The organism is Kushneria phosphatilytica, assembly GCF_008247605.1.
Taxonomy (GTDB): Bacteria; Pseudomonadota; Gammaproteobacteria; order Pseudomonadales; family Halomonadaceae; genus Kushneria; species Kushneria phosphatilytica.
Map to the genome: position 1 here is coordinate 2,252,873 of NZ_CP043420.1, position 18,961 is coordinate 2,271,833.

17 protein-coding genes are annotated in these 18,961 nt (G+C 58.5%); 9 read left to right on the forward strand and 8 right to left on the reverse strand.

The window, feature by feature from the left end; translation table 11 throughout:
* Positions 1-66 precede the first annotated feature (66 nt).
* Positions 67-1,473: a hypothetical protein gene (locus FY550_RS10395; protein WP_070977834.1), complete on the forward strand. Its 1,407-nt coding sequence runs from the start codon at positions 67-69 to the stop codon at positions 1,471-1,473.
* A 114-nt stretch (positions 1,474-1,587) separates the two neighbouring features.
* Here FY550_RS10395 and FY550_RS10400 read toward each other — a convergent pair whose 3' ends face one another.
* Complete coding sequence (locus tag FY550_RS10400; RefSeq protein ID WP_149054514.1) at positions 1,588-2,157, reverse strand: hypothetical protein; 570 nt, start codon at positions 2,155-2,157, stop codon at positions 1,588-1,590.
* Between the two features lie 161 nt (positions 2,158-2,318).
* Between FY550_RS10400 and FY550_RS10405 the strand changes: the two genes are divergently transcribed.
* A complete protein-coding gene (locus FY550_RS10405; RefSeq protein WP_070977835.1) occupies positions 2,319-3,077 on the forward strand; it encodes a glycerophosphodiester phosphodiesterase family protein in 759 nt (252 codons plus the stop codon).
* A 25-nt stretch (positions 3,078-3,102) separates the two neighbouring features.
* Here FY550_RS10405 and trpC read toward each other — a convergent pair whose 3' ends face one another.
* The 5 genes from trpC to FY550_RS10430 all read right to left on the reverse strand — a co-directional run bounded on the left by trpC (position 3,103) and on the right by FY550_RS10430 (position 8,949).
* Positions 3,103-3,936: an indole-3-glycerol phosphate synthase TrpC gene (trpC, locus tag FY550_RS10410; protein WP_070977836.1), complete on the reverse strand. Its 834-nt coding sequence runs from the start codon at positions 3,934-3,936 to the stop codon at positions 3,103-3,105.
* 71 nt (positions 3,937-4,007) lie between these two features.
* Positions 4,008-5,039: an anthranilate phosphoribosyltransferase gene (trpD, locus tag FY550_RS10415; protein ID WP_070977837.1), complete on the reverse strand. Its 1,032-nt coding sequence runs from the start codon at positions 5,037-5,039 to the stop codon at positions 4,008-4,010.
* 39 nt (positions 5,040-5,078) lie between these two features.
* On the reverse strand, positions 5,079-5,705 hold the full coding sequence (locus FY550_RS10420) for an anthranilate synthase component II (RefSeq protein WP_070977838.1): 627 nt from the start codon (positions 5,703-5,705) through the stop codon (positions 5,079-5,081).
* A gap of 852 nt (positions 5,706-6,557) precedes the next feature.
* Positions 6,558-8,045 carry an anthranilate synthase component I gene (trpE, locus tag FY550_RS10425; RefSeq protein WP_070977932.1) on the reverse strand — a complete coding sequence of 496 codons (1,488 nt, stop codon included), beginning with the start codon at positions 8,043-8,045 and terminating at the stop codon, positions 6,558-6,560.
* 238 nt (positions 8,046-8,283) lie between these two features.
* Positions 8,284-8,949 carry a phosphoglycolate phosphatase gene (locus FY550_RS10430; protein WP_070977839.1) on the reverse strand — a complete coding sequence of 222 codons (666 nt, stop codon included), beginning with the start codon at positions 8,947-8,949 and terminating at the stop codon, positions 8,284-8,286.
* A gap of 241 nt (positions 8,950-9,190) precedes the next feature.
* Between FY550_RS10430 and FY550_RS10435 the strand changes: the two genes are divergently transcribed.
* From FY550_RS10435 to FY550_RS10460, 6 genes are all read left to right on the forward strand, one after another.
* Positions 9,191-10,489, forward strand: coding sequence for an NAD(P)/FAD-dependent oxidoreductase (locus tag FY550_RS10435; protein ID WP_070977840.1), 1,299 nt, complete (start codon positions 9,191-9,193; stop codon positions 10,487-10,489).
* Positions 10,490-10,724: 235 nt separating this feature from the next.
* A complete protein-coding gene (locus tag FY550_RS10440; RefSeq protein WP_168201483.1) occupies positions 10,725-11,789 on the forward strand; it encodes a LacI family DNA-binding transcriptional regulator in 1,065 nt (354 codons plus the stop codon).
* Between the two features lie 67 nt (positions 11,790-11,856).
* Positions 11,857-12,663, forward strand: coding sequence for a sugar phosphate isomerase/epimerase family protein (locus FY550_RS10445; RefSeq protein WP_168201484.1), 807 nt, complete (start codon positions 11,857-11,859; stop codon positions 12,661-12,663).
* Positions 12,663-13,643 carry a sugar kinase gene (locus FY550_RS10450; protein WP_070977842.1) on the forward strand — a complete coding sequence of 327 codons (981 nt, stop codon included), beginning with the start codon at positions 12,663-12,665 and terminating at the stop codon, positions 13,641-13,643. Before FY550_RS10445 ends, FY550_RS10450 begins: the two co-directional genes overlap by 1 nt.
* Before the next feature lie 62 nt (positions 13,644-13,705).
* A complete protein-coding gene (locus FY550_RS10455; protein ID WP_070977843.1) occupies positions 13,706-14,989 on the forward strand; it encodes an MFS transporter in 1,284 nt (427 codons plus the stop codon).
* A 60-nt stretch (positions 14,990-15,049) separates the two neighbouring features.
* Positions 15,050-16,036: a 2-hydroxyacid dehydrogenase gene (locus FY550_RS10460; protein WP_070977844.1), complete on the forward strand. Its 987-nt coding sequence runs from the start codon at positions 15,050-15,052 to the stop codon at positions 16,034-16,036.
* Positions 16,037-16,078: 42 nt separating this feature from the next.
* On the opposite strand, the gene FY550_RS10465 is transcribed toward FY550_RS10460, so the two are convergent.
* Both FY550_RS10465 and rpe read right to left on the reverse strand, forming a co-directional pair.
* On the reverse strand, positions 16,079-16,411 hold the full coding sequence (locus FY550_RS10465; protein WP_070977845.1) for a GIY-YIG nuclease family protein: 333 nt from the start codon (positions 16,409-16,411) through the stop codon (positions 16,079-16,081).
* On the reverse strand, positions 16,395-17,084 hold the full coding sequence (gene rpe / locus FY550_RS10470; RefSeq protein WP_070977846.1) for a ribulose-phosphate 3-epimerase: 690 nt from the start codon (positions 17,082-17,084) through the stop codon (positions 16,395-16,397). The genes FY550_RS10465 and rpe overlap by 17 nt, the downstream gene beginning before the upstream one ends.
* A 136-nt stretch (positions 17,085-17,220) precedes the next feature.
* Between rpe and ggt the strand changes: the two genes are divergently transcribed.
* A complete protein-coding gene (gene ggt / locus FY550_RS10475; protein ID WP_070977847.1) occupies positions 17,221-18,951 on the forward strand; it encodes a gamma-glutamyltransferase in 1,731 nt (576 codons plus the stop codon).
* Positions 18,952-18,961: the final 10 nt, after the last annotated feature.

Here is an 18,961-nt window from a genome sequence, read left to right on the forward strand (position 1 = left end):
ATTATAAAAAGCATCAAACTTCACAATAAAATACATTCTTTCAATACAACGATTGGGGAACGCAACGTGACCAAAGCGACTTTTCGGACGCTGGCCATCGCCCTTGGCGTGTCCAGTACCGCTCTGACGGCACCCTACGCCTTTGCTGAAAGCAGCAGTGAACAACAAACCATTCAGCAGCTGCGCCAGCAGCTTGAGCAGATGCAGGCCCGCCTGGAACGACTGGAAAACCAGCAGGCGCAGTCCAGCGGTAACGCAGGTACTACCGGTCAGGGCGAAACAGCACCGGGCAAAAGCGCAGAGAGTCAGCAGTACAGCAGCGCTCAGCAGAATCTGGCTGAAAAGAACAGCTCGATTCTCGAGCAGATGCAGCAGACCCAGATCAGCGGCACCTTCGAGCTGGCACACAGCTACAATGACTGGGATGAGCAGGACAAGGATACCGGCGGGGATATTGATTTCGGCAAGTTCATCCTCGGCATCGATGGCCAGGTCGATAATTACATCTACTCCTTCCAGTATCGCTTTTATGACGGCTACCGGTTCCTCCACCATGGCTGGCTGGGTTATCAGCTGAACGACAACGATACCGTCAAGGTGGGTCTGGTTCAGACGCCGTTTGGCAACATGGATTACGGCTACCTGGGTTGGTACGGAACGCTACCCTATCTTGCCGGGTTCAACGACAACCAGAACGCCGGTATCAAATGGCATCACGAAGACGGCCCCTGGACCACCGATCTGGCCTTCTTCAAGAGCGATCAGCTCGGTAGCACCAACGAGAGCTATGGTGCCAATCCGCCCGGTGGCACGACCGCGGCGACCTACGATGACAACGGCGACCTCGATACCCGTGGCGATCAGGGCAACAAGTCCGAAAACCAGGTGGCAGCACGGGTCGGTTATACCTTCGGCCATGGCACCGACTACACCACCGAGGTCAATTTCTCGGCCAAGGGCGGCCAGCTCTACAACGAGCAGACCAACGACAGCGGTGACAACTGGGCGGCCGCACTGGGTCTGAACGGCAACTATGGCAACTGGAGCGTGCTGCTGCAGGCGACCCAGTATGAGTACAACGCCAAGAATGCCGATGAAGACGACACCGGCATTTCCGACAACGTCATGCAGGTTGGCGCTTTCAACTTCAATTATCTGATTCCGGCTGAAGGCCAGATGTACAACTTCAGCCTGGCCTACAGCATGGATGTCAACTGGGGCCCGATCGATAACGCCTATTTCTATAACGATTACAGCTATATCAGCGCAGATGGCGACTACTCGCCCATCAACGGTGGCTTTGGCAGCATGAATGATCCTCAGCTCAACGACATCGGGATCAAGCTGACCGCAGGACCGTATTATGCCTGGTTCGACATCGTGACCAACAAGAACGGGCTGAACTACTTCGGCTCACCGGTCGACGATGACTGGCACACCAGTTATCAGACCCACTTCGGCGTCAATTTCTGATTATCCGGCAGGACTCGGGAAGCCGTTATCGGCTTCCCTATTCAACCCCGCTTGAACGAGCGGGGTTTTTTATGTCGCTGAAATGAGACAAGCGGCTCAACCAGGCCTCTGCACTTATCCGGTTTCGGAGGATTCCAATCCGGTGACAAAACGCTGCTTGTAGTCCTCAAAAAGCTCACTGTCGCGTTTGAAAGCGCGCTTGACGGCCTCGGTATTGAAATCGACAGTTTCCGGAGCCTCCATGAGCCGATGAACACCGGCACGCTCATTGAAACCAACCCGAGCCCCTTCATCGGAAAAACTCCAGCGGGTAAAGCCAAATGTCTTGAAGAAGGCTTCAAGATGCGGCTCACGAGTCGTCACGCGCATGGCGGTCGTCGCAGTAAGCCGGGTCACCAGCTCACGGGCATAACCATTGCCACGCAATGGTTCGGGAGTTGCCAGTAACCTCAGCGATAATCCACGCCCTTCGATGTCGAGCACCAGTAACGCCAGTGATACCGGACGGTCGGTATCATCTGTCAACGCCACGATGCGAGCACTCTCCTGATCGAGCAGACGATCCAGACCGGCAAATTCTATCAGTGGTGTCAGGCCTGCCTGTCGCCCGTAAACGGCAGCGCATAGATAGGCCAGACACGCGTCCCGCCGTTGATCATTGATATAGGCCAGTTTCAAAATCATGCACTCCTGAATCTGTCTTGCGCCGGGGCGACGCTGCACACATCCCCTTCTTGTGTCAGACCCGCCTGTCACAGGATGGAAAATGCGTTTCAATGCATCCTGCGTACGCTGCAGTTTTCTATACTACTATCGTTTCATTCATTATCAGGGATCGAATCTTCATGGAGCTGCCTCGTCTGATTGCCCATCGTGGCCTGTCACATCGCGCGCCCGAAAATACGCTTTCGGCCATCCGAGCTGCGCATGAGGCCGGGCTGACCTGGGTTGAACTCGACGTACAGTGTCTTGGAGATGGCACACCGGTGATCTGGCATGACGCACATGTAGTGCGATGCAGTGATGGCCAGGGACTGCTTCGCGAGTACACCCTGAGCGAAGCAAGACGCCTTGATGTGGGTGACTGGTTCGATGAGCGTTTCGCCGGTGAGCGCATCGCCACACTGGAGGAAACGCTGTCACTGATCAACGAGCTGGGACTGGGACTCAATCTCGAACTCAAACTGAGCGCCGGCCATGACCCGCATCTGCTGGCTGAAAGCGCTCTACCACGGGCGCTGGCGGCACTGTCCCGAGACCGGCTGCTGGTGTCGAGTTTCAGCATGGCAGCACTGGAGCGAGCCCGCGAGCTTGATAAGCACTGTGCCCTCGGCATTCTCTATGAGGATGGGCCACCACGCGGCTGGGCCAGTGATGCCGAGCAATTGGCGGCCTTCAGCATTCATCCTGACTGGCAGAGCCTCGATCCCGACCGGGCCGAGGAAATTCGGCATCATGGCCAGCGTCTGATCTGCTATACGGTCAACGACCCGGAACGTTTCCAGCAGTGGTGGTCGCATGGTGTGGACGCCATCATCACTGACCGGCCGGAACTGTTCGATAATGATGATTTCGATCCCGTCGAAGCGACCGAGTTCACCTGAGTGATACGAGTACGCCTGCTCCTGGTCAGGAAATAAAAGATGTGCTGCTACCAGCGGGTGAATCAAAGAAGAGTTCACGCAGGGCAGCACCCGGCTCCTCCTCACGCATGAAGCGCTCTCCGACCAGGAAGGCATTGACGTTCTGTTCACGCATGCGCTGAACGTCACGATGCGTGGCAATGCCGGATTCGGTGACCACCGTGACATTATCCGGTACGTGAGCCAGCAGCTCGAACGTGGTATCCAGACGCGTTTCAAAGGTGCGCAGATCGCGGTTATTGATGCCCACCAGAGTGAGATTCAGCGCCAGAGCACGCTCGAGCTCTTCCTGATCATGCACTTCCACCAGTACATCCATGCCCAGCTCATGGGCCAGCTGATGAAGTTCGCGCATACGGCCATCATCCAGCGCCGCCACGATCAGTAGAATACAGTCGGCCCCCATGGCGCGAGCTTCGAAAACCTGCCACGGGTCTACCATGAAATCCTTGCGCAGCACCGGCAGACGACATGCGTCTCGTGCTGCCGCAAGATAGGCCTCTTCCCCCTGAAAATAGTCGCGGTCGGTCAAAACTGATAGACAGGCCGCGCCCCCTGCCTGGTAACTCTGCGCAATGGCAACCGGATCGAAGTCCGGACGAATCACGCCCTTCGAGGGAGAAGCCTTCTTGATTTCGGCAATGATGGCCGGATCGCCGGCGAGAATTCGGGTATCCAGCGTGGTCACGAACCCACGTGGCCGACCGGCATTTTCTGCGCGTGCGCGCATTGTAGCCGTATCGATTTCTCGCTTGCGTACTTCAATCTCTTCATGCTTGCGAGTAATGATGCGCTGCAGAATGGTTGGCAGTTCACTCATCGGCACTCTCCTTTTTCGGGGTCAGCCTACTGTTGACCCGATGCCATGCCATACCTGATTGATAAACGAATTCAGCGCCGCTCACCGGAGAGCAACGAAGCTGAAAAGCTGGCCAGGGTGTGCAATCGGTCAAGCGCCTCACCACGGCTCAGCGACTCGCGTACCCGTGCCACCCCTTCGGCAATGCTGCCCACCAGATCGGCAGCATACAGTGCTGCGCCGGCATTAAGCGCAATCATGTCAGCTTCAGGCCCTTTGCCGGCAAGCGCCGATTGCACCAGCGCAAGGCTCTGCTCGGTATCGTCAGCCCTCAGCGACGACAGCGGCTGCCTTTCGATACCCAGCTCTTCCGGCGTGATGACATACTCTTCAATATGGCCGTTATTCAGCTCCGCCACATGGGTAGGCGCTGCCAGCGAAATTTCGTCGAGCCCATCGGCTGAATGCACCACCAGAACATGGCGACTGCCCAGCTGCCGCAGTGCTTCCGCCAGCAGCGGCACCAGCGAACGATCGTAAACCCCCAGAACCTGTCGCGTTGCACCAGTCGGGTTGGTCAACGGCCCCAGGATATTGAACATGGTTCGTACGCCCAGTGCTCGCCGCACCGCTACAGCATGTCGCATGGCGGTATGATGATTGGGCGCGAACATGAAGCCGACACCGACCTCCTCAATGCAACGTGCGATCTGGCTGGGATCAAGCTCCAGCGATATGCCCGCTCTTGCAAGCAGATCAGCACTTCCGGAGGAGCTCGAGACACCCCGTCCACCATGCTTGGCCACATGGGCCCCACAGGCAGCGGCAGCAAAACTGGCCGCGCTCGAGACATTGAAAAGACCCATGCCGTCACCGCCGGTGCCGACAATATCCACCACCGGGTCGACATTGACATGCACCGGATGCATCAGCTCACGCATGACCTGTACCGCCGCGGTGATCTCATCCGCCGTCTCGCCCTTCATGGCCAGCCCCATCAGGAACCCGCCCATCTGAATGGGATCGGCCTCGCCGCTCATGATGGTCGACATGACCGCACGCATCTCTTCCAGTGTCAGATCGCGGCGTGCGTGGACAACGCGAATGGCATCCTTGAGTTCCATGATAGGTCAGTTCCCGTGGGCAGCCGATAATTCGCGCACTCAGGCCGGCGCCGTCTCTTTTCGCGACGCTTCGGCAGGCACGCGCTTGAGGAAGTTGGCCAGCAGCTCATGCCCCTGGCGCGACAGGATGGATTCGGGGTGAAACAACACGCCCTCGATATCGAGCTGACGATGCCGGAAGCCCATGATCATTCCGGGAGTGACATCATCATCGACGGTACGCGCCGTGACCTCAAGACACTCCGGTAGCGTTTTGTCTTCGACCATCAGAGAGTGATAACGGGTGACTTCCAGCGGGTTTTCCAACCCTTCGAATACCCCTTGCTGATGATGCGCAATCATAGAGGTCTTGCCGTGCATGACCTTATCGGCACGCACGACTTCCCCGCCGAAGACCTGACCGATCGCCTGAAAGCCCAGACAGACCCCAAAAATCGGTACACGCCCGGCAAAACGCTCGATAACGGCAAGCGAAATACCCGCTTCGCTGGGACTACAGGGCCCCGGAGAGATCACCAGGTGTGAAAAATCACGCTGTTCGATCTGTTCCAGCGTCAGCGTGTCGTTCCGAATGGTATCGACTTCTGCACCCAGCTCACCCAGATACTGGACGATGTTGTAGGTGAAGCTGTCGTAATTGTCGATCATCAGCACACGTGCGCTCATAAGCCCTGCCACTTCTGTTGAAACCCGGGATACGGGAATTGCCGATTCCGAATCGATTGATCACTCATCTCGAGCAGACAATCGGGCATGGAGACAGCCATTACCTGTTCCATGCATTTTACCTTACGCCTTGCCACCGTGACCACGCCCGTCGCCCATGGTGACACTGCATCGCCTGATGATGGGCAACACCCCGCCGGAGGTCGACACCCTCCGTCAAAAGGACGGAGATGACCGGATGAAACCTTCAGTCCAAAGGCGTATGCCTGCGGTACGGAAAGGGTTCATACCTTTTAGGGAACCCACCGTGCGCGAGACTGAATTTGCAAAATGAGCATGGACGCTCGCCTCATTCGCAAGGATAGTGTCAGCATCATCTGCCCGAGGAGACAGAGCGTCACTCAGGGAAGAAAGAGACGCAGCTTCCATGGACGGAAGAGTGATCGGCAGCATGATGACCATTCAGATAAAGCGGCCTCGGCAGGGACACCGAGGTCGTTTTTTTTATGGGTTCAGCCTATCCGGACCATGGTAGCGGTCGTGGCCGAACCGCCCTGCATCGGATAATAAAAAGCCGCCCCGGGAAGGGGCGGCACAAGGACCGTGACTAGCTTGATGAGGAGATAACCGGAAACGAAGCCTGACCTCAACGAATCCGATCATGTGGTAAATGACGATTACCACGATGAACACTCTATGCACATGCAAATGAAAAGTCAAAGCAAATGATAAATATTTTCATTGGCATGCATCGCCTGAATTTTTCTTCTGACTCTGCCGAGTCTTGTGAAAAACAGCCGCTCGGTAAAACCGGAGCGGCTGCCATGTTTCTTTCGTGACGCTTGCAGAAAGTCAGTCGAGGTGATCGAGCCCCTTTTCAGCCATGGCGACAGCACGAAACAGCGCACGACGCTTGTTGAGCGTCTCGTGCCATTCGGCATCGGGATCAGAGTCGGCCACGATCCCCCCGCCTGCCTGTACATGCAGTTCGCCATCCTTGAGTACGCCGGTACGAATGGCGATTGCCATATCCATGTTGCCCTGCCAGGAGAGATACCCCACCGCACCGGAATAAACCCCACGCTTGACCGGCTCGAGTTCATCGATGATTTCCAGTGCCCGAATCTTGGGCGCACCGGAAAGGGTCCCTGCCGGGAAAGTCGCCCGCAGCACATCCAGTGGACCCAGCCCGGGTTTGAGCTGACCGGTAACGTTGGAGACGATATGCATGACATGCGAATAACGTTCGATGGTCATGGTATCGGTCAGATCCACCGTGCCATCCACCGAAATGCGGCCAACGTCATTGCGGCCAAGATCAATCAGCATGACATGCTCGGCCCGCTCCTTGGGATCATTGAGCAGATCTTCTTCGAGCGCCCTGTCCTCCTCCTCGGTACGACCTCGATGCCGGGTACCGGCAATCGGCCGCAGCGTGACCTGATCACCTTCCAGCCGAGCCAGAATCTCCGGCGAAGCTCCAATGACATGGTGATCGCCCAGGTTGAAGAAGAACATGTAAGGCGAAGGATTGAGACTGCGCAATGCCCGATAGAGATCCAGTGGCGGCGCCGTATAGCGCGTGGTCATGCGCTGCGAAGGCACGCACTGCATGACATCGCCGGCACGCACATATTCCTTGATACGCTCGACGGCATCCTTGTAACCCTGCTCGGAGAAACTGGCGAAAAAATCATCCTCGGCGACATTATCGCGACCGGTGCCAGGACTGTAATGGGTGAGCGGCGTATCACGCAGTGCTCGCTCAAGCGCCTCAAGACGCTGATGCGCCCGCTCCAGGGCCCGGGGCGTCTCGGGATCGGCATGCACCAGCAGGGTCAGACGCCCTGACAGGTTGTCGAACACCACCAGCTCATCTGCGACCAGCAACAGAATATCGGGAACATCGATGGGGTCGGGCTTTTCGACACCCCGAAGACGCGGCTCGATCAGACGAATGGTCTCGGAACCGAAATACCCGACCAGTCCACCATTGAAGCGCATTTCGGGCTCCAGCGGTGGCACACGAAATCGGGTACGAAACTGGTCGATCCACTCGAGTGGGTCCTCCGCCTCGGTCGCACCAATCGGCTCGTCATCGCGAAAATGACGGACCACATGGCCCCGCACCTCAATACGCTCCCGGCAGGGAAGCCCAATGATCGAGTAACGTCCCCACTTCTCGCCTCCCTGCACCGATTCAAGCAGAAAGGTCCAGGGCTGATCAGCCAGCTTGAGATAGGTCGAAAGAGGGGTATCGAGATCGGCCAGAATCTCGCGGGAAACCGGAATCCGGTTATAGCCGGCGTCACTCAGTTCAGCAAAACGCTCGGGGGTCATCATGATCGGTATTTCCTGTTCGGCATTTCACAAGGCGCTGTAGTGCGGACGCCCGATAGGGGCAGGGAAGATCCGCCTTCAAACGGCGGTCACCATCGCCAGCGCCGCAGGGCATGGGCGCGACGGCAGTACAACAGGAAAATCCGATCGGCAGGCATGGGCAGATCCAGTATCAGGCGAGCGTTTTGTAACACTCGCAGCTCAGTGTTCAGAGGTCATCAACCGGCGCCCGAAAACCCTAAATGAGTCCCTTGAGTGAATCAAGCAGATAGTCGGGATGGCTGGCGGCAATGGGTTCACCATGATTATAGCCCCAGCTTAGTGCCAGTGTTCGAAAACCGGCCGCCCTGCCGGCTTCAATATCATTGCGAGAGTCCCCGATCATCAACGCTTTTTCAGGCAGTACGTCCAACACGCTTGCCGCATGCAGCAGCGGCGCAGGATCGGGTTTTTTCTGCGACAGCGCATCACCCCCCAGAGTCAGGTTGAAATACTGCTCAATCCCAAAGGTGCGCAGAATGGGGGCAATGAAGGCTTCCGGCTTGTTGGTGACCAGCGCCTGCTGCATCCCCTGGCGCTGCAAGGCAGCAAGGCAATCAACCACCCCGGGGTACAATCGGGTATCCACACAGGGCGCCCGACGGTAATACTCCAGAAAATCGGCATGGGCCGCCGTCAGCGTCTCGTCATTCGGTACCTGGCCTGAACTTGCCGTCAGCGCCCGCTCAACAAGCTTGCGCGCGCCATTGCCGATCCACTGTCTGACATTATCGAGGCCCGCTGTTGGCAGACCCCGTTCGGCAAGTACCGCGTCTACTGCCCGGGCCAGGTCCGGGGCCGAATCAATCAGTGTCCCATCGAGATCCCAGCAGATCAGTGCCCTGTCCTTGAGTGCTGCATGCATCGTCAAACTCCGAAACCGCTTGATTCCATTGAACGTCGCGCACGACCCATTGTCCGAAGGACGGGCATATCCATGATAATGGCGCGCCTGCTAGAGTATTGTATTCACTGCCATCCAGCATGCTCCGCTCGATTTCGCAGCACCCGGAGCGCTTGCGCGACATGATAGGTCTCATGTGGGGCAAGTGCCTGATGCATCGTATAATCCTTTTTCTGTTCTGTTCCTGCCAGGGAAGCCTGTCATGTCATTACCCCGCATTGTGGTGGTCGGCGGCGGCGCCGGCGGCTTTGAACTCGCCACCCGACTCGGCCGCAAACTGGGTCGGCACAACAGGGCCGAGATCATCCTGGTTGATCGCAACCCCACGCATATCTGGAAACCGTTACTACACGAAGTAGCCACCGGGGCGCTCGATCAGGGACTTGATGAAGTCTCCTATCAGGCGCATGCACGCAGTCATGGCTACCGCTATCAGTTGGGCACGCTGAGTGGCCTGGATCGCGAAGCACGCCATATTACCCTGGCGCCGGTACATGACGAGAAGGGAGAGACTGTACTGGGTGAACGCACCCTGAGGTATGATTACCTGGTACTCTCCGTCGGCAGTGTTTCCAATGATTTTGGTACGCCTGGTGTTGCCGAGCATTGCTATTTTCTCGACAGTACCCGTCAGGCCGAAGCCTTTCGCCAGGCCATGCTCAACACCTTTCTGCGCTACAGCGATCCGGCCCATCGCGAAAAATCGCACCTGTCGGTGGCCATTGTCGGTGGTGGCGCAACCGGCGTGGAACTCTCCGCGGAACTTCACAATGCTACCCAGATGCTCAACAGCTATGGGTATTCGGAGATCGATCGGGACCAGCTGCAGATTCATCTGATCGAGGCGGCGCCGCGTATTCTGCCGGCCCTCCCGGAACGCATTGGCGAGTCGGCTCGCCGCGAGCTCGACAAGCTCGGCGTTCAGATTCACACCGATACCAAAATCACCTCTGCCGACAGGCGTGGTTTCGATACGGCCGATGGCAGCCGCATTGATGCCGATCTAACCGTCTGGGCAGCCGGTGTGCGCGCTCCCGAAGTGCTCAGCGAGCTGGGGCTCTCCACCCAGCGCAATCATCAGATTCGCGTTCATCAGACCATGCAAAGTGTGGATGATGAGCGCATCTTCGCTCTTGGCGACTGTGCAGCCTGTCCTCAGGGAGAGGACAGGATGGTCCCCCCACGCGCCCAGGCAGCGCACCAGATGGCCAACACCCTTTATGGCAATCTGGTGGCAGCCATGAACAACCGGCCGCTGAAGAAGTTTCACTACCGTGATATGGGATCACTGATCTCACTGGCTCATTTCGACGCAGTGGGCAATGTCATGCGCGGTGCCTCGGCACGCGGTCTGTTTGTCGAAGGCGCTCTGGCCAAGCTCTTTTATGCTTCGCTTTACCGCATGCATCAGCGCGCCATCCATGGCAGCTTTCGCACAGCACTCAAGATCATGGTCGATCGGCTCAACAACTGGCTGCGGCCGCGCCTCAAGCTGCATTGAGCCACCAATAAGCTGCCCCGCACTCAGAACCGCTGCCCCGGGGGCGGCGGTTTTTTCATGCTCGACAACAGGCTTTCAATCTTCGCCTTTCGACCAGGCACGTGTAGTCCTGCGACATGGCCTGCCGCCAAGGTCCAATGGGCAGACTCGGCCGACTGCTTCACTCTTTTTCCGCATTACGCCGCGCCATTTTTTGGGAACGTTCCCAAAAAATGGCCTTCATCGCGGAGAGCGCATGTCCTCGGATCACACTTGCTCCGGTCAATCACGGCCCAACCGTCAGCGTCGCCCTACCATCCATGATGTTGCCCGGGACGCCGGTATTTCCAAGACCAGTGTCTCGCGCTACTTCGGTACCGAACGTGCCTTGCTTTCGGAATCGATGCGTACCCGTATCGAAGCGTCCATCGAGCGGCTGGGGTTTCGTCCCGACCGAATCGCCAGCAGTTTGCGAGGTCGTCGCACCGGCCTGATCGGCATGCTGGTAGCCGACATGCGCAATCCCTACACCGTCGCCATGGTGCACGGGGCGGAACTCGCCTGCCGGGAGAACCGATATTCGCTGGTAGTCTGCAACACCGATAGTGACGACGCGCTCGAGCAGCGCCACCTGGAGGTCCTGCAGGGCTACAGCATCGAGGGACTGATCGTTCACACCCCGGGACACAACGCCACGACCCTGAGCGAAATGCTCGAGGCCGGACTGCCGATGGTACAGGTGGACCGCCGTCTGGAAACACTGGAGTGCGATATGGTTGGACTCGACAACGAGCAGGCCATGTCGCTCGCCATCGGGCATCTGGCCGAACAGGGCTATCGCGAAGTTTTCCTGATCAGCGAGCCTGCGGCTGCCATCAGCTCTCGTGAAGCTCGTCTGGCCGCATTCCAGCGTGAGATAAGCCGACACGCACTGACAGGCCAGGTACATCAGCAGGCCTTTACCCCCGAGCCTGATGAGGCCGAGCTCGATCACTATCTTGCTACCTGTCTCGCTGACGCCAGGCACAATCGGCGAGCCGTGCTGTGCGCCAACGGGGTGGTGACCCTGGCGGTCTGCCAGTCCCTTTATCGGCACAGCGCTACCCCCTTTGCCCATATCGGGCTGATGGGCATCGACGAGCTGGACTGGTGCGCCCTGGTCGGTCCGGGCATTACTACCATCGCCCAGCCGGTCGGTGAGATCGGCCGTCTCTCCTTCAAGCGCCTGCTGGCGCACATCGAAGGAGAGCCGACATCGGCCAGCGACTACACCTTCCCCGCCACGCTGAATCCTCGTGGCTCCACGTCAGGAACGTGTTGATGAGATCCGCCAGCGAATGGAATTCGTCTTTTTTGGGATCGTTCCCAAAACGCAGCAGGAGCACTGCATGGGTCCGGTAATGATCTGTACTTCGGCCTTCGGGGCCGAGCATGTTACTCGTCATGGCCAGGGCGAGATGATCGCCCACATCATCGCCGCCGGCGCCGATGGCATCGAGCTGCGAGAAGAACTCTTGAGCTGCCATGACCATCCCCTCGAAGCGCTGCGATGCAGGCTGGCCGAGAGCGGCCTGTCCGTCGTCTATTCCGCCGCTACGCCGCTGTTTGATGCTCAGGGTGACCACGACAGCGAAGCCATCGGCCGCTCACTGATGCGAGCCGAAATGCTGGGCGCCACGCGGATCAAGTTCGCGCTGGGACAATGGCCCGCGAATACCGCCTCACCTGAACGGGCACTACAGGCACTGCTGGCACGTTTCGAGCGCACACCGCTGGCGATCACGATCGAAAATGATCAAACCGTCCGTGGCGGCGACCCCAGGCATCACTTGCAGCTTTATCACAGCCTGCAACAGCTGGCCCCCGACTCGCCGCGTATCCGCGGTCCACAGGCACTTTCCTCTACCTTCGATCTCGGCAATGGCTACTGGAGCGGTCATTCGGTAGTCGACGGACTCAACGCACTGGCATCGCGGATCGGCTACGTACACTGCAAGCATGTCCGCAATGACATGGACGGGCTTCACGCCTGCCCGCCCGACGATAACGCGTTACAGCAATGGTCCCGGCTCTGGTCCGTTCTGCCATCCAATCTGCCACGAGCGCTGGAATACCCTGTCCCGCCCGGCGATCTGCCTGATCTGCGCCGACAGGTCGAGCGACTGCGCCACCTGCCTCTGAAGGAGTCCCGTTGATGACCATCCTCAACAGTCACCCACCCGCTCATGACATCGTCACATTCGGTGAGACGATGGCCATGCTGGTTGCCGGGGAAACCGGACCACTCAGCCATGTCACCCATTTCACCAAACGCATTGCCGGCGCCGACAGCAACGTCGCCATCGGCCTCGCCCGGCTCGGGCTCGAAGTGGCCTGGATCAGTCGCGTAGGTAACGACAGTCTCGGCCGTTTCATCACCGACACCCTGATCGGCGAGGGAATCGATTGCAGCCGTGTCCTGATCGATGACGAATACCCTACCGGATTTCAATTCAAGTCACGTCGCGATGATGGCGGCGATCCCGAAGTGGAATATTTTCGTCGCGGGTCGGCTGCCAGTCGGCTGGCGCCACACGACCTGCCCCGGGCACTTTTGCAGAGTGCGCGCCATCTGCACTGTACAGGCATCCCGCCTGCCCTGAGCGACGCTACCCTCGCACTGACCCGACATGCCATGAGTACCATGCGTGAACTGGGCGGCACGGTCTCCTTTGATCCCAATCTGCGTCCGGCACTGTGGCCAGACACCGCCACCATGCAAGCCGAGATCAACGCCCTTGCTGCCATGGCGGACTGGGTCATGCCGGGGCTGGAAGAGGGCCGAATATTGACCGGGCTCGATACTGCCGAAGCCATCGCTGATTTCTACCTCGAGCGCGGTGCTCGTGAGGTCGTGATCAAGCTTGGTGCCGACGGTGCCTGGTGGCAGAACCGCGATAGCAGCCTGCACTGTCCTGCCCAATCCGTTTCCCGAATTGTAGATACCGTCGGCGCCGGCGACGGCTTTGCCGCCGGTTTCATCAGTGCGCGTCTTGAAGGGCTGTCCCCCCGAGACTGTCTCGAACGTGCCAACTTCATCGGTGCCTGTGCTCTTGGTGTCGCCGGTGACATGGAAGGGCTACCCCGACGTGACGAGCTCGACGTCGGCACTCACACAGCCCGCACGTCTTTCTGACGAGCTCTTATTCACTCACACGCCGGCAGCCTCCCAGGCATCACCCGGCAAGGAGCATACACATGGCAACGCGGCTGCCCGTTCGGCGCTGGTGGTATCTGATGCCGATCGTTTTCATCACCTACAGTCTGGCCTACGTCGACCGGGCCAATTACAGCTTTGCCGCTGCCGGTGGCATGGCCGAAGATCTGCATATCACTTCGGCGATGTCATCACTGCTCGGCTCACTATTCTTCCTGGGATATTTCTTCTGCCAGATCCCCGGCACCATTTATGCCGAAAAACGCAGTGCTCGAGTCCTGATCTTCTGGTGTCTGCTTTCATGGGGCGTATTGGCAACCCTGACCGGCATTGTCCCCAATGCCTATGGTCTGATCGTGATCCGCTTTTTACTGGGCGTCACCGAAGCTGCCGTCATGCCAGCCATGCTGGTCTATCTCAGTCACTGGTTCACGCGTGCCGAACGCTCACGGGCCAATACCTTTCTGATTCTTGGCAATCCGGTCACGGTATTGTGGATGTCGGTGCTCTCCGGCTACATCATCGACAATACTGACTGGCGCTGGATGTTCATTCTCGAAGGCGCGCCGGCCCTGATCTGGGCAGTATGCTGGTGGTTTCTGGTCGATGACCGCCCTGAACAGGCAAAGTGGCTCAAGCAGGATGAAAAACAGGCACTGGCCGATACCTTTCAGGAAGAGCAGCGCGACCTGAAACCGGTGGCCAATTACACGACAGCTTTCAAAACACCACAGGTCATACTGCTCTGTCTGCAATACTTCTGCTGGAGTATCGGCGTCTATGGCTTCGTACTCTGGCTGCCCTCAATCCTGTCAAAGGCGGGTCAGATCGATATCGTCGAGACCGGCTGGCTCTCCGCAGCGCCCTATCTGGCGGCAGTAATCGGCATGTTGCTGGTATCCTGGGCCTCTGACAAACAACTCAATCGCCGTCATTTCGTCTGGCCGCCGCTGCTCATCGCCGGACTCGCCTTCATGGGCTCTTATATGCTGGGCGCCCACCACTTCTGGTGGTCCTATGCCCTGCTGATCATTGCCGGATTCGGCCTTTATGCCCCTTACGGGCCCTTCTTTGCCATCATTCCGGAACTGCTGCCGAGCAATGTCGCCGGCGGAGCGATCGCACTGGTTAATTCCTGTGGTGCATTGGGCGGTTTTCTGGGTGCCTATGGCGTAGGCTATCTTAATGGCCTGACCGGTACGCCTGCCGCCTCTTATATCGCCATGGGTGGCTCGGTACTGCTATCGGCCCTGCTGATCCAGTTTGTGCGCCCGGTCACCGAACAGGAGCCCTCCCGGCCCACCGAGGCGGCCGCGCACTCCTGATGCCGAGGGTGCGCCGAGGGGCGCACCTTTACTACTCCCTGCCAGACAGGAGAACGCTGCATGTCCCGCAAGACGGTTCTGGTTTATCAACGTCCGCTCAAGCCAGCTCTGCATGAGCGACTGACACAAGAGTGCGAAGTCCTCGATTTCACGGACAGGAAGGATCTACACAACGATGCCGATTTCCGCGAGGCACTGAAGCGGGCGCACGGCCTGATCGGTTCCAGTGTTCCCATGGATCGGAACCTGCTGGCCGAGGCAGAAAACCTGGAAGTTATTTCAAGCATTTCAGTTGGTGTCGACAACTACGATATCGACTACCTGACCGAGCGCGGCATAGTGCTGTGCCACACCCCCGATGTGTTGACCGAAACGACCGCCGACACTGCCTTCCTGCTGGTTCTTGCCACCGCCCGGCGCGGGGTCGAGCTGGCCAACATGGTGCGCAACGGCGAGTGGACCAGCAGTATTGCCGAACCTCACTTCGGCGTCGACGTGCAGGGCAAGCATCTGGGTATCGTCGGTATGGGGCGGATCGGCGCGGCCATCGGCCGACGCGGCAGATTCGGCTTCAACATGACTGTCAGCTATCACAACCGCTCGCGTCATGAGGATTTCGAGCAGGAACTTGGCGCCAGCTGGCGAGAGCTTGATGATCTGTTACGCGAGTGCGACTTCATCGTCGTTACCGTACCGCTCTCCGAAGCTACCCGTGAGATGTTCGGCAAGCGTGAGTTCGAACTGATGGGCGATCAGGCGATCTTCATCAATATTGCACGCGGTGGTGTGGTCGATGAGCCAGCCCTGATCGAAGCGCTGAAGAATGGCACGATTCGTGCAGCCGGACTCGATGTATTTACCACCGAACCCCTGCCGGGCGATTCACCGCTCGCCCGAATGGATAACGTGGTTGCCCTGCCTCATATCGGCTCGGCCACGCATGAAACCCGCTATGCCATGGCCGAGCTGGCAGTCAACAATCTGCTGGCAGCACTGGCAGACCAGAAACCCCAGGCCCCCTACAACTGGGAGCAGCTCAAGCGCTGAACGAAAACCTGTCTGAGGCGCCCCGCCAGGGGCGCCCTGGCACTAATACGTCGCCATCAGTGCATCGATTTCATCATGTCGCCCCGGGCCATCCACCAGGGCTGACTGACACAGCGCCCGCTTTCTGGCAGCTGACCAGCGCTTGATGGCGGCTTCCAGACGCAACGCGTCGGAGTGGGCCCCCACCCGGCGAGAATAGCGCAGGATCAGTGGCCCCTTGCCACGCAACGCACGCGCCCCTCGCCGGCCACCGGCCCGGTGTTCGGTCAACCGCCGCTCAACATCGGTGGTAATGCCGGTATAAAGCCGGCCATCTGCCATCTCGATGATATAAAGCCACCAGCATGGGGGAAACGTATCAGCGTCCGAGGCCACGACGCATGGCGCCAATGATGGAGTCATAGCGATGCGGATCATCGTCGCGACGCGCCTTGAAGATCGAGGAGCCGGCCACGAAGGTATCCGCCCCGGCCGCGGCGATCTCGCCGATATTGTCGGCATTCACGCCGCCGTCAACCTCAAGACGAATATCACGTCCGCTGGCCTCGATGCGCTCACGCGCCTGGCGCAGCTTTTCCATCGTATGTGGAATGAAGGATTGCCCACCGAACCCGGGGTTGACGCTCATCAGCAGAATCATGTCGACCTTGTCCATGACATGATCAAGCCATGTCAGGGGCGTGGCAGGATTGAACACCAGTCCGCAGCGCAGGCCGGCATCACGAACCAGGGAGAGCGACCGGTCGATGTGCTCACTGGCTTCGGGGTGGAAGGTGATATCACTGGCGCCGGCCTCGATGAAAGCGTGGATCAGCTCATCCACCGGCTTGACCATTAGATGAACATCGATCGGCGCGGTAATGCCGTAATCGCGCAGTGCCTTGCAGACCGGCGCGCCGAAGGTCAGGTTGGGGACATAATGATTGTCCATGACGTCAAAGTGAATCATGTCGGCACCACTGGCCAGCACATCGCTGACCTCATCACCCAGTCGGGCGAGATCGGCAGACAGGATCGACGGGGCAATCTTCGGTTCAAGTGCAGGCACGAACTTTCCTCCAGACAGCGCAACGATATTCCCGGCAGTCTAACAAAGCCGCCCTCATCGCGCTGCTTCCCGAACAAGGTCGCCATTCTCTGCCAGACTGGTTGAGGTAGTCATGACACAACAAACGGACTTTCTCATGAAACGAACACTATGCCGACTTCTGCTTGTAGTAACGCTCGGCACCGTCTCGTTCGGCGCCCTGGCCGACACCGACGACGCTCCGATTCTGGAAGGCGAGCGCTTCAATCCCGTGATCGGCCAGCACGGCATGGTCGCGACAAGCAATCAGCTGGCAAGTCGAATCGCGCACCAGGTGCTCTCGGAAGGTGGTAATGCCGTGGATGCCGCGGTAACCGCTGGTTTCGCGCTAGCTGTTACCCAGCCACGTTCGGGCAACATCGGGGGTGGGGGCTTCATGCTGATTTCCGATGAAAAAAGCGACAAGGTCATTTCCATCGACTATCGCGAGAAGGCACCTTCAGGCGCCTGGCGTACCATGTTTCAGGATGAGAATGGTGATGTGGTCGAGCAACGTTCGCGCTTTTCTGCCAACGCTTCAGGCGTACCCGGCACGGTCGCGGGACTGGCACTGGCACTCGATCGCTATGGCACCCTGAGTCTTGCAGAAGCCCTCAAGCCGGCCATTCGACTGGCACGAGACGGCTTTGTGGTCGTGCCGCGTTTTGCCGACGGCCTGCAGGCGGCGGCCGAGCGACTCAGGCAATGGGATGCTACCCGGAACAAGTTCTACAAGAGTAATGGCGGTTTCTACCAACCTGGTGATGTTTTTCGCCAACCCGAACTCGCGGATACCTTGCAACGTATCGCCGATCATGGCGTCGATGAGTTCTATCGCGGGAAAACTGCCGATCTGATCGTAAAGACCATTCAATCCCACGGAGGCATAATGACCCGTGAGGACCTGGCCAACTATCAGCCTGTGGTCCGTCAGCCGGTTCATGGCACCTACCGCGGTTATGATATCTACTCGATGGGCCCGCCCTCCTCCGGCGGCGTGCATATCGTTCAGATACTCAACATCATCGAAAACGATGACATCGGCGCCATGGGCTTCAATTCGGCTGCCACCATGCATCTGATGAGCGAGGCGATGAGCCGTGCCTATGCCGATCGCTCGAAATATCTCGGCGACCCTGATTTTGTTGACGTACCGGTACAGGCACTGACCTCAAAGGCCTATGCCAGGTCGCTGCGTCAGCAGATCGACATGCATCACGCCACGCCGGCCAGCGACCTCGGCCCGGGCAATCCGACCCGTTATGAGTCGAATGAAACCACACACTTCTCGGTGGCCGATGACTCCGGACTGGCGGTCTCCAACACCTATACACTGAATTTCAGCTACGGCTCGGGCCTGACCGTCGCCGGTGCCGGTTTTCTGCTCAACAACGAAATGGACGACTTTTCCTCCAAGCCCGGTGTTCCCAACGCCTACGGCCTGATTGGCGGCGAGGCCAACGCCATCGAGGGCAACAAGCGCATGCTTTCTTCGATGTCGCCGACCATTGTCAAACACGACGGCCGCAATTTCCTGATTACCGGCAGTCCGGGCGGATCGCGCATCATTACCACTACCCTGGAAGTCATCAGCAACGTGATCGATCATCACATGAACGTGCAGAGCGCGGTCAGCGTTCCCCGCTTTCATGATCAGTGGCTGCCCGATGAGATCCGTATTGAACAGGGCATCAGCCCCGACACCATCGAACGGCTGGAAAGCATGGGTCACAAGGTCGTGAAGAAGGATGCCATGGGCGCCAGTCAGTCGATTCTGATTCGTGATGACGGTACCTTTACCGGCGGGGCCGATCCACGTCGATCGACCTCCTCGGCGATGGGGCTATAACCGCAGACGG

Bases quoted from the DNA above. Each gene is read 5' to 3' on its own strand.
- trpE (WP_070977932.1), bottom strand. From the start codon at position 8,045: ATGACCCCCGAGCGTTTTGCTGAACTGAGTGACGCCGGCTATAACCGG.
- FY550_RS10420 (WP_070977838.1), bottom strand. From the start codon at position 5,705: ATGAGCGCACGTGTGCTGATGATCGACAATTACGACAGCTTCACCTAC.
- FY550_RS10445 (WP_168201484.1), top strand. From the start codon at position 11,857: ATGGGTCCGGTAATGATCTGTACTTCGGCCTTCGGGGCCGAGCATGTT.
- FY550_RS10440 (WP_168201483.1), top strand. From the start codon at position 10,725: ATGTCCTCGGATCACACTTGCTCCGGTCAATCACGGCCCAACCGTCAG.
- FY550_RS10400 (WP_149054514.1), bottom strand. From the start codon at position 2,157: ATGATTTTGAAACTGGCCTATATCAATGATCAACGGCGGGACGCGTGT.
- FY550_RS10460 (WP_070977844.1), top strand. From the start codon at position 15,050: ATGTCCCGCAAGACGGTTCTGGTTTATCAACGTCCGCTCAAGCCAGCT.
- FY550_RS10405 (WP_070977835.1), top strand. From the start codon at position 2,319: ATGGAGCTGCCTCGTCTGATTGCCCATCGTGGCCTGTCACATCGCGCG.
- FY550_RS10430 (WP_070977839.1), bottom strand. From the start codon at position 8,949: ATGCATGCAGCACTCAAGGACAGGGCACTGATCTGCTGGGATCTCGAT.
- FY550_RS10435 (WP_070977840.1), top strand. From the start codon at position 9,191: ATGTCATTACCCCGCATTGTGGTGGTCGGCGGCGGCGCCGGCGGCTTT.
- FY550_RS10455 (WP_070977843.1), top strand. From the start codon at position 13,706: ATGGCAACGCGGCTGCCCGTTCGGCGCTGGTGGTATCTGATGCCGATC.
- trpC (WP_070977836.1), bottom strand. From the start codon at position 3,936: ATGAGTGAACTGCCAACCATTCTGCAGCGCATCATTACTCGCAAGCAT.
- FY550_RS10450 (WP_070977842.1), top strand. From the start codon at position 12,663: ATGACCATCCTCAACAGTCACCCACCCGCTCATGACATCGTCACATTC.
- trpD (WP_070977837.1), bottom strand. From the start codon at position 5,039: ATGGAACTCAAGGATGCCATTCGCGTTGTCCACGCACGCCGCGATCTG.
- ggt (WP_070977847.1), top strand. From the start codon at position 17,221: ATGAAACGAACACTATGCCGACTTCTGCTTGTAGTAACGCTCGGCACC.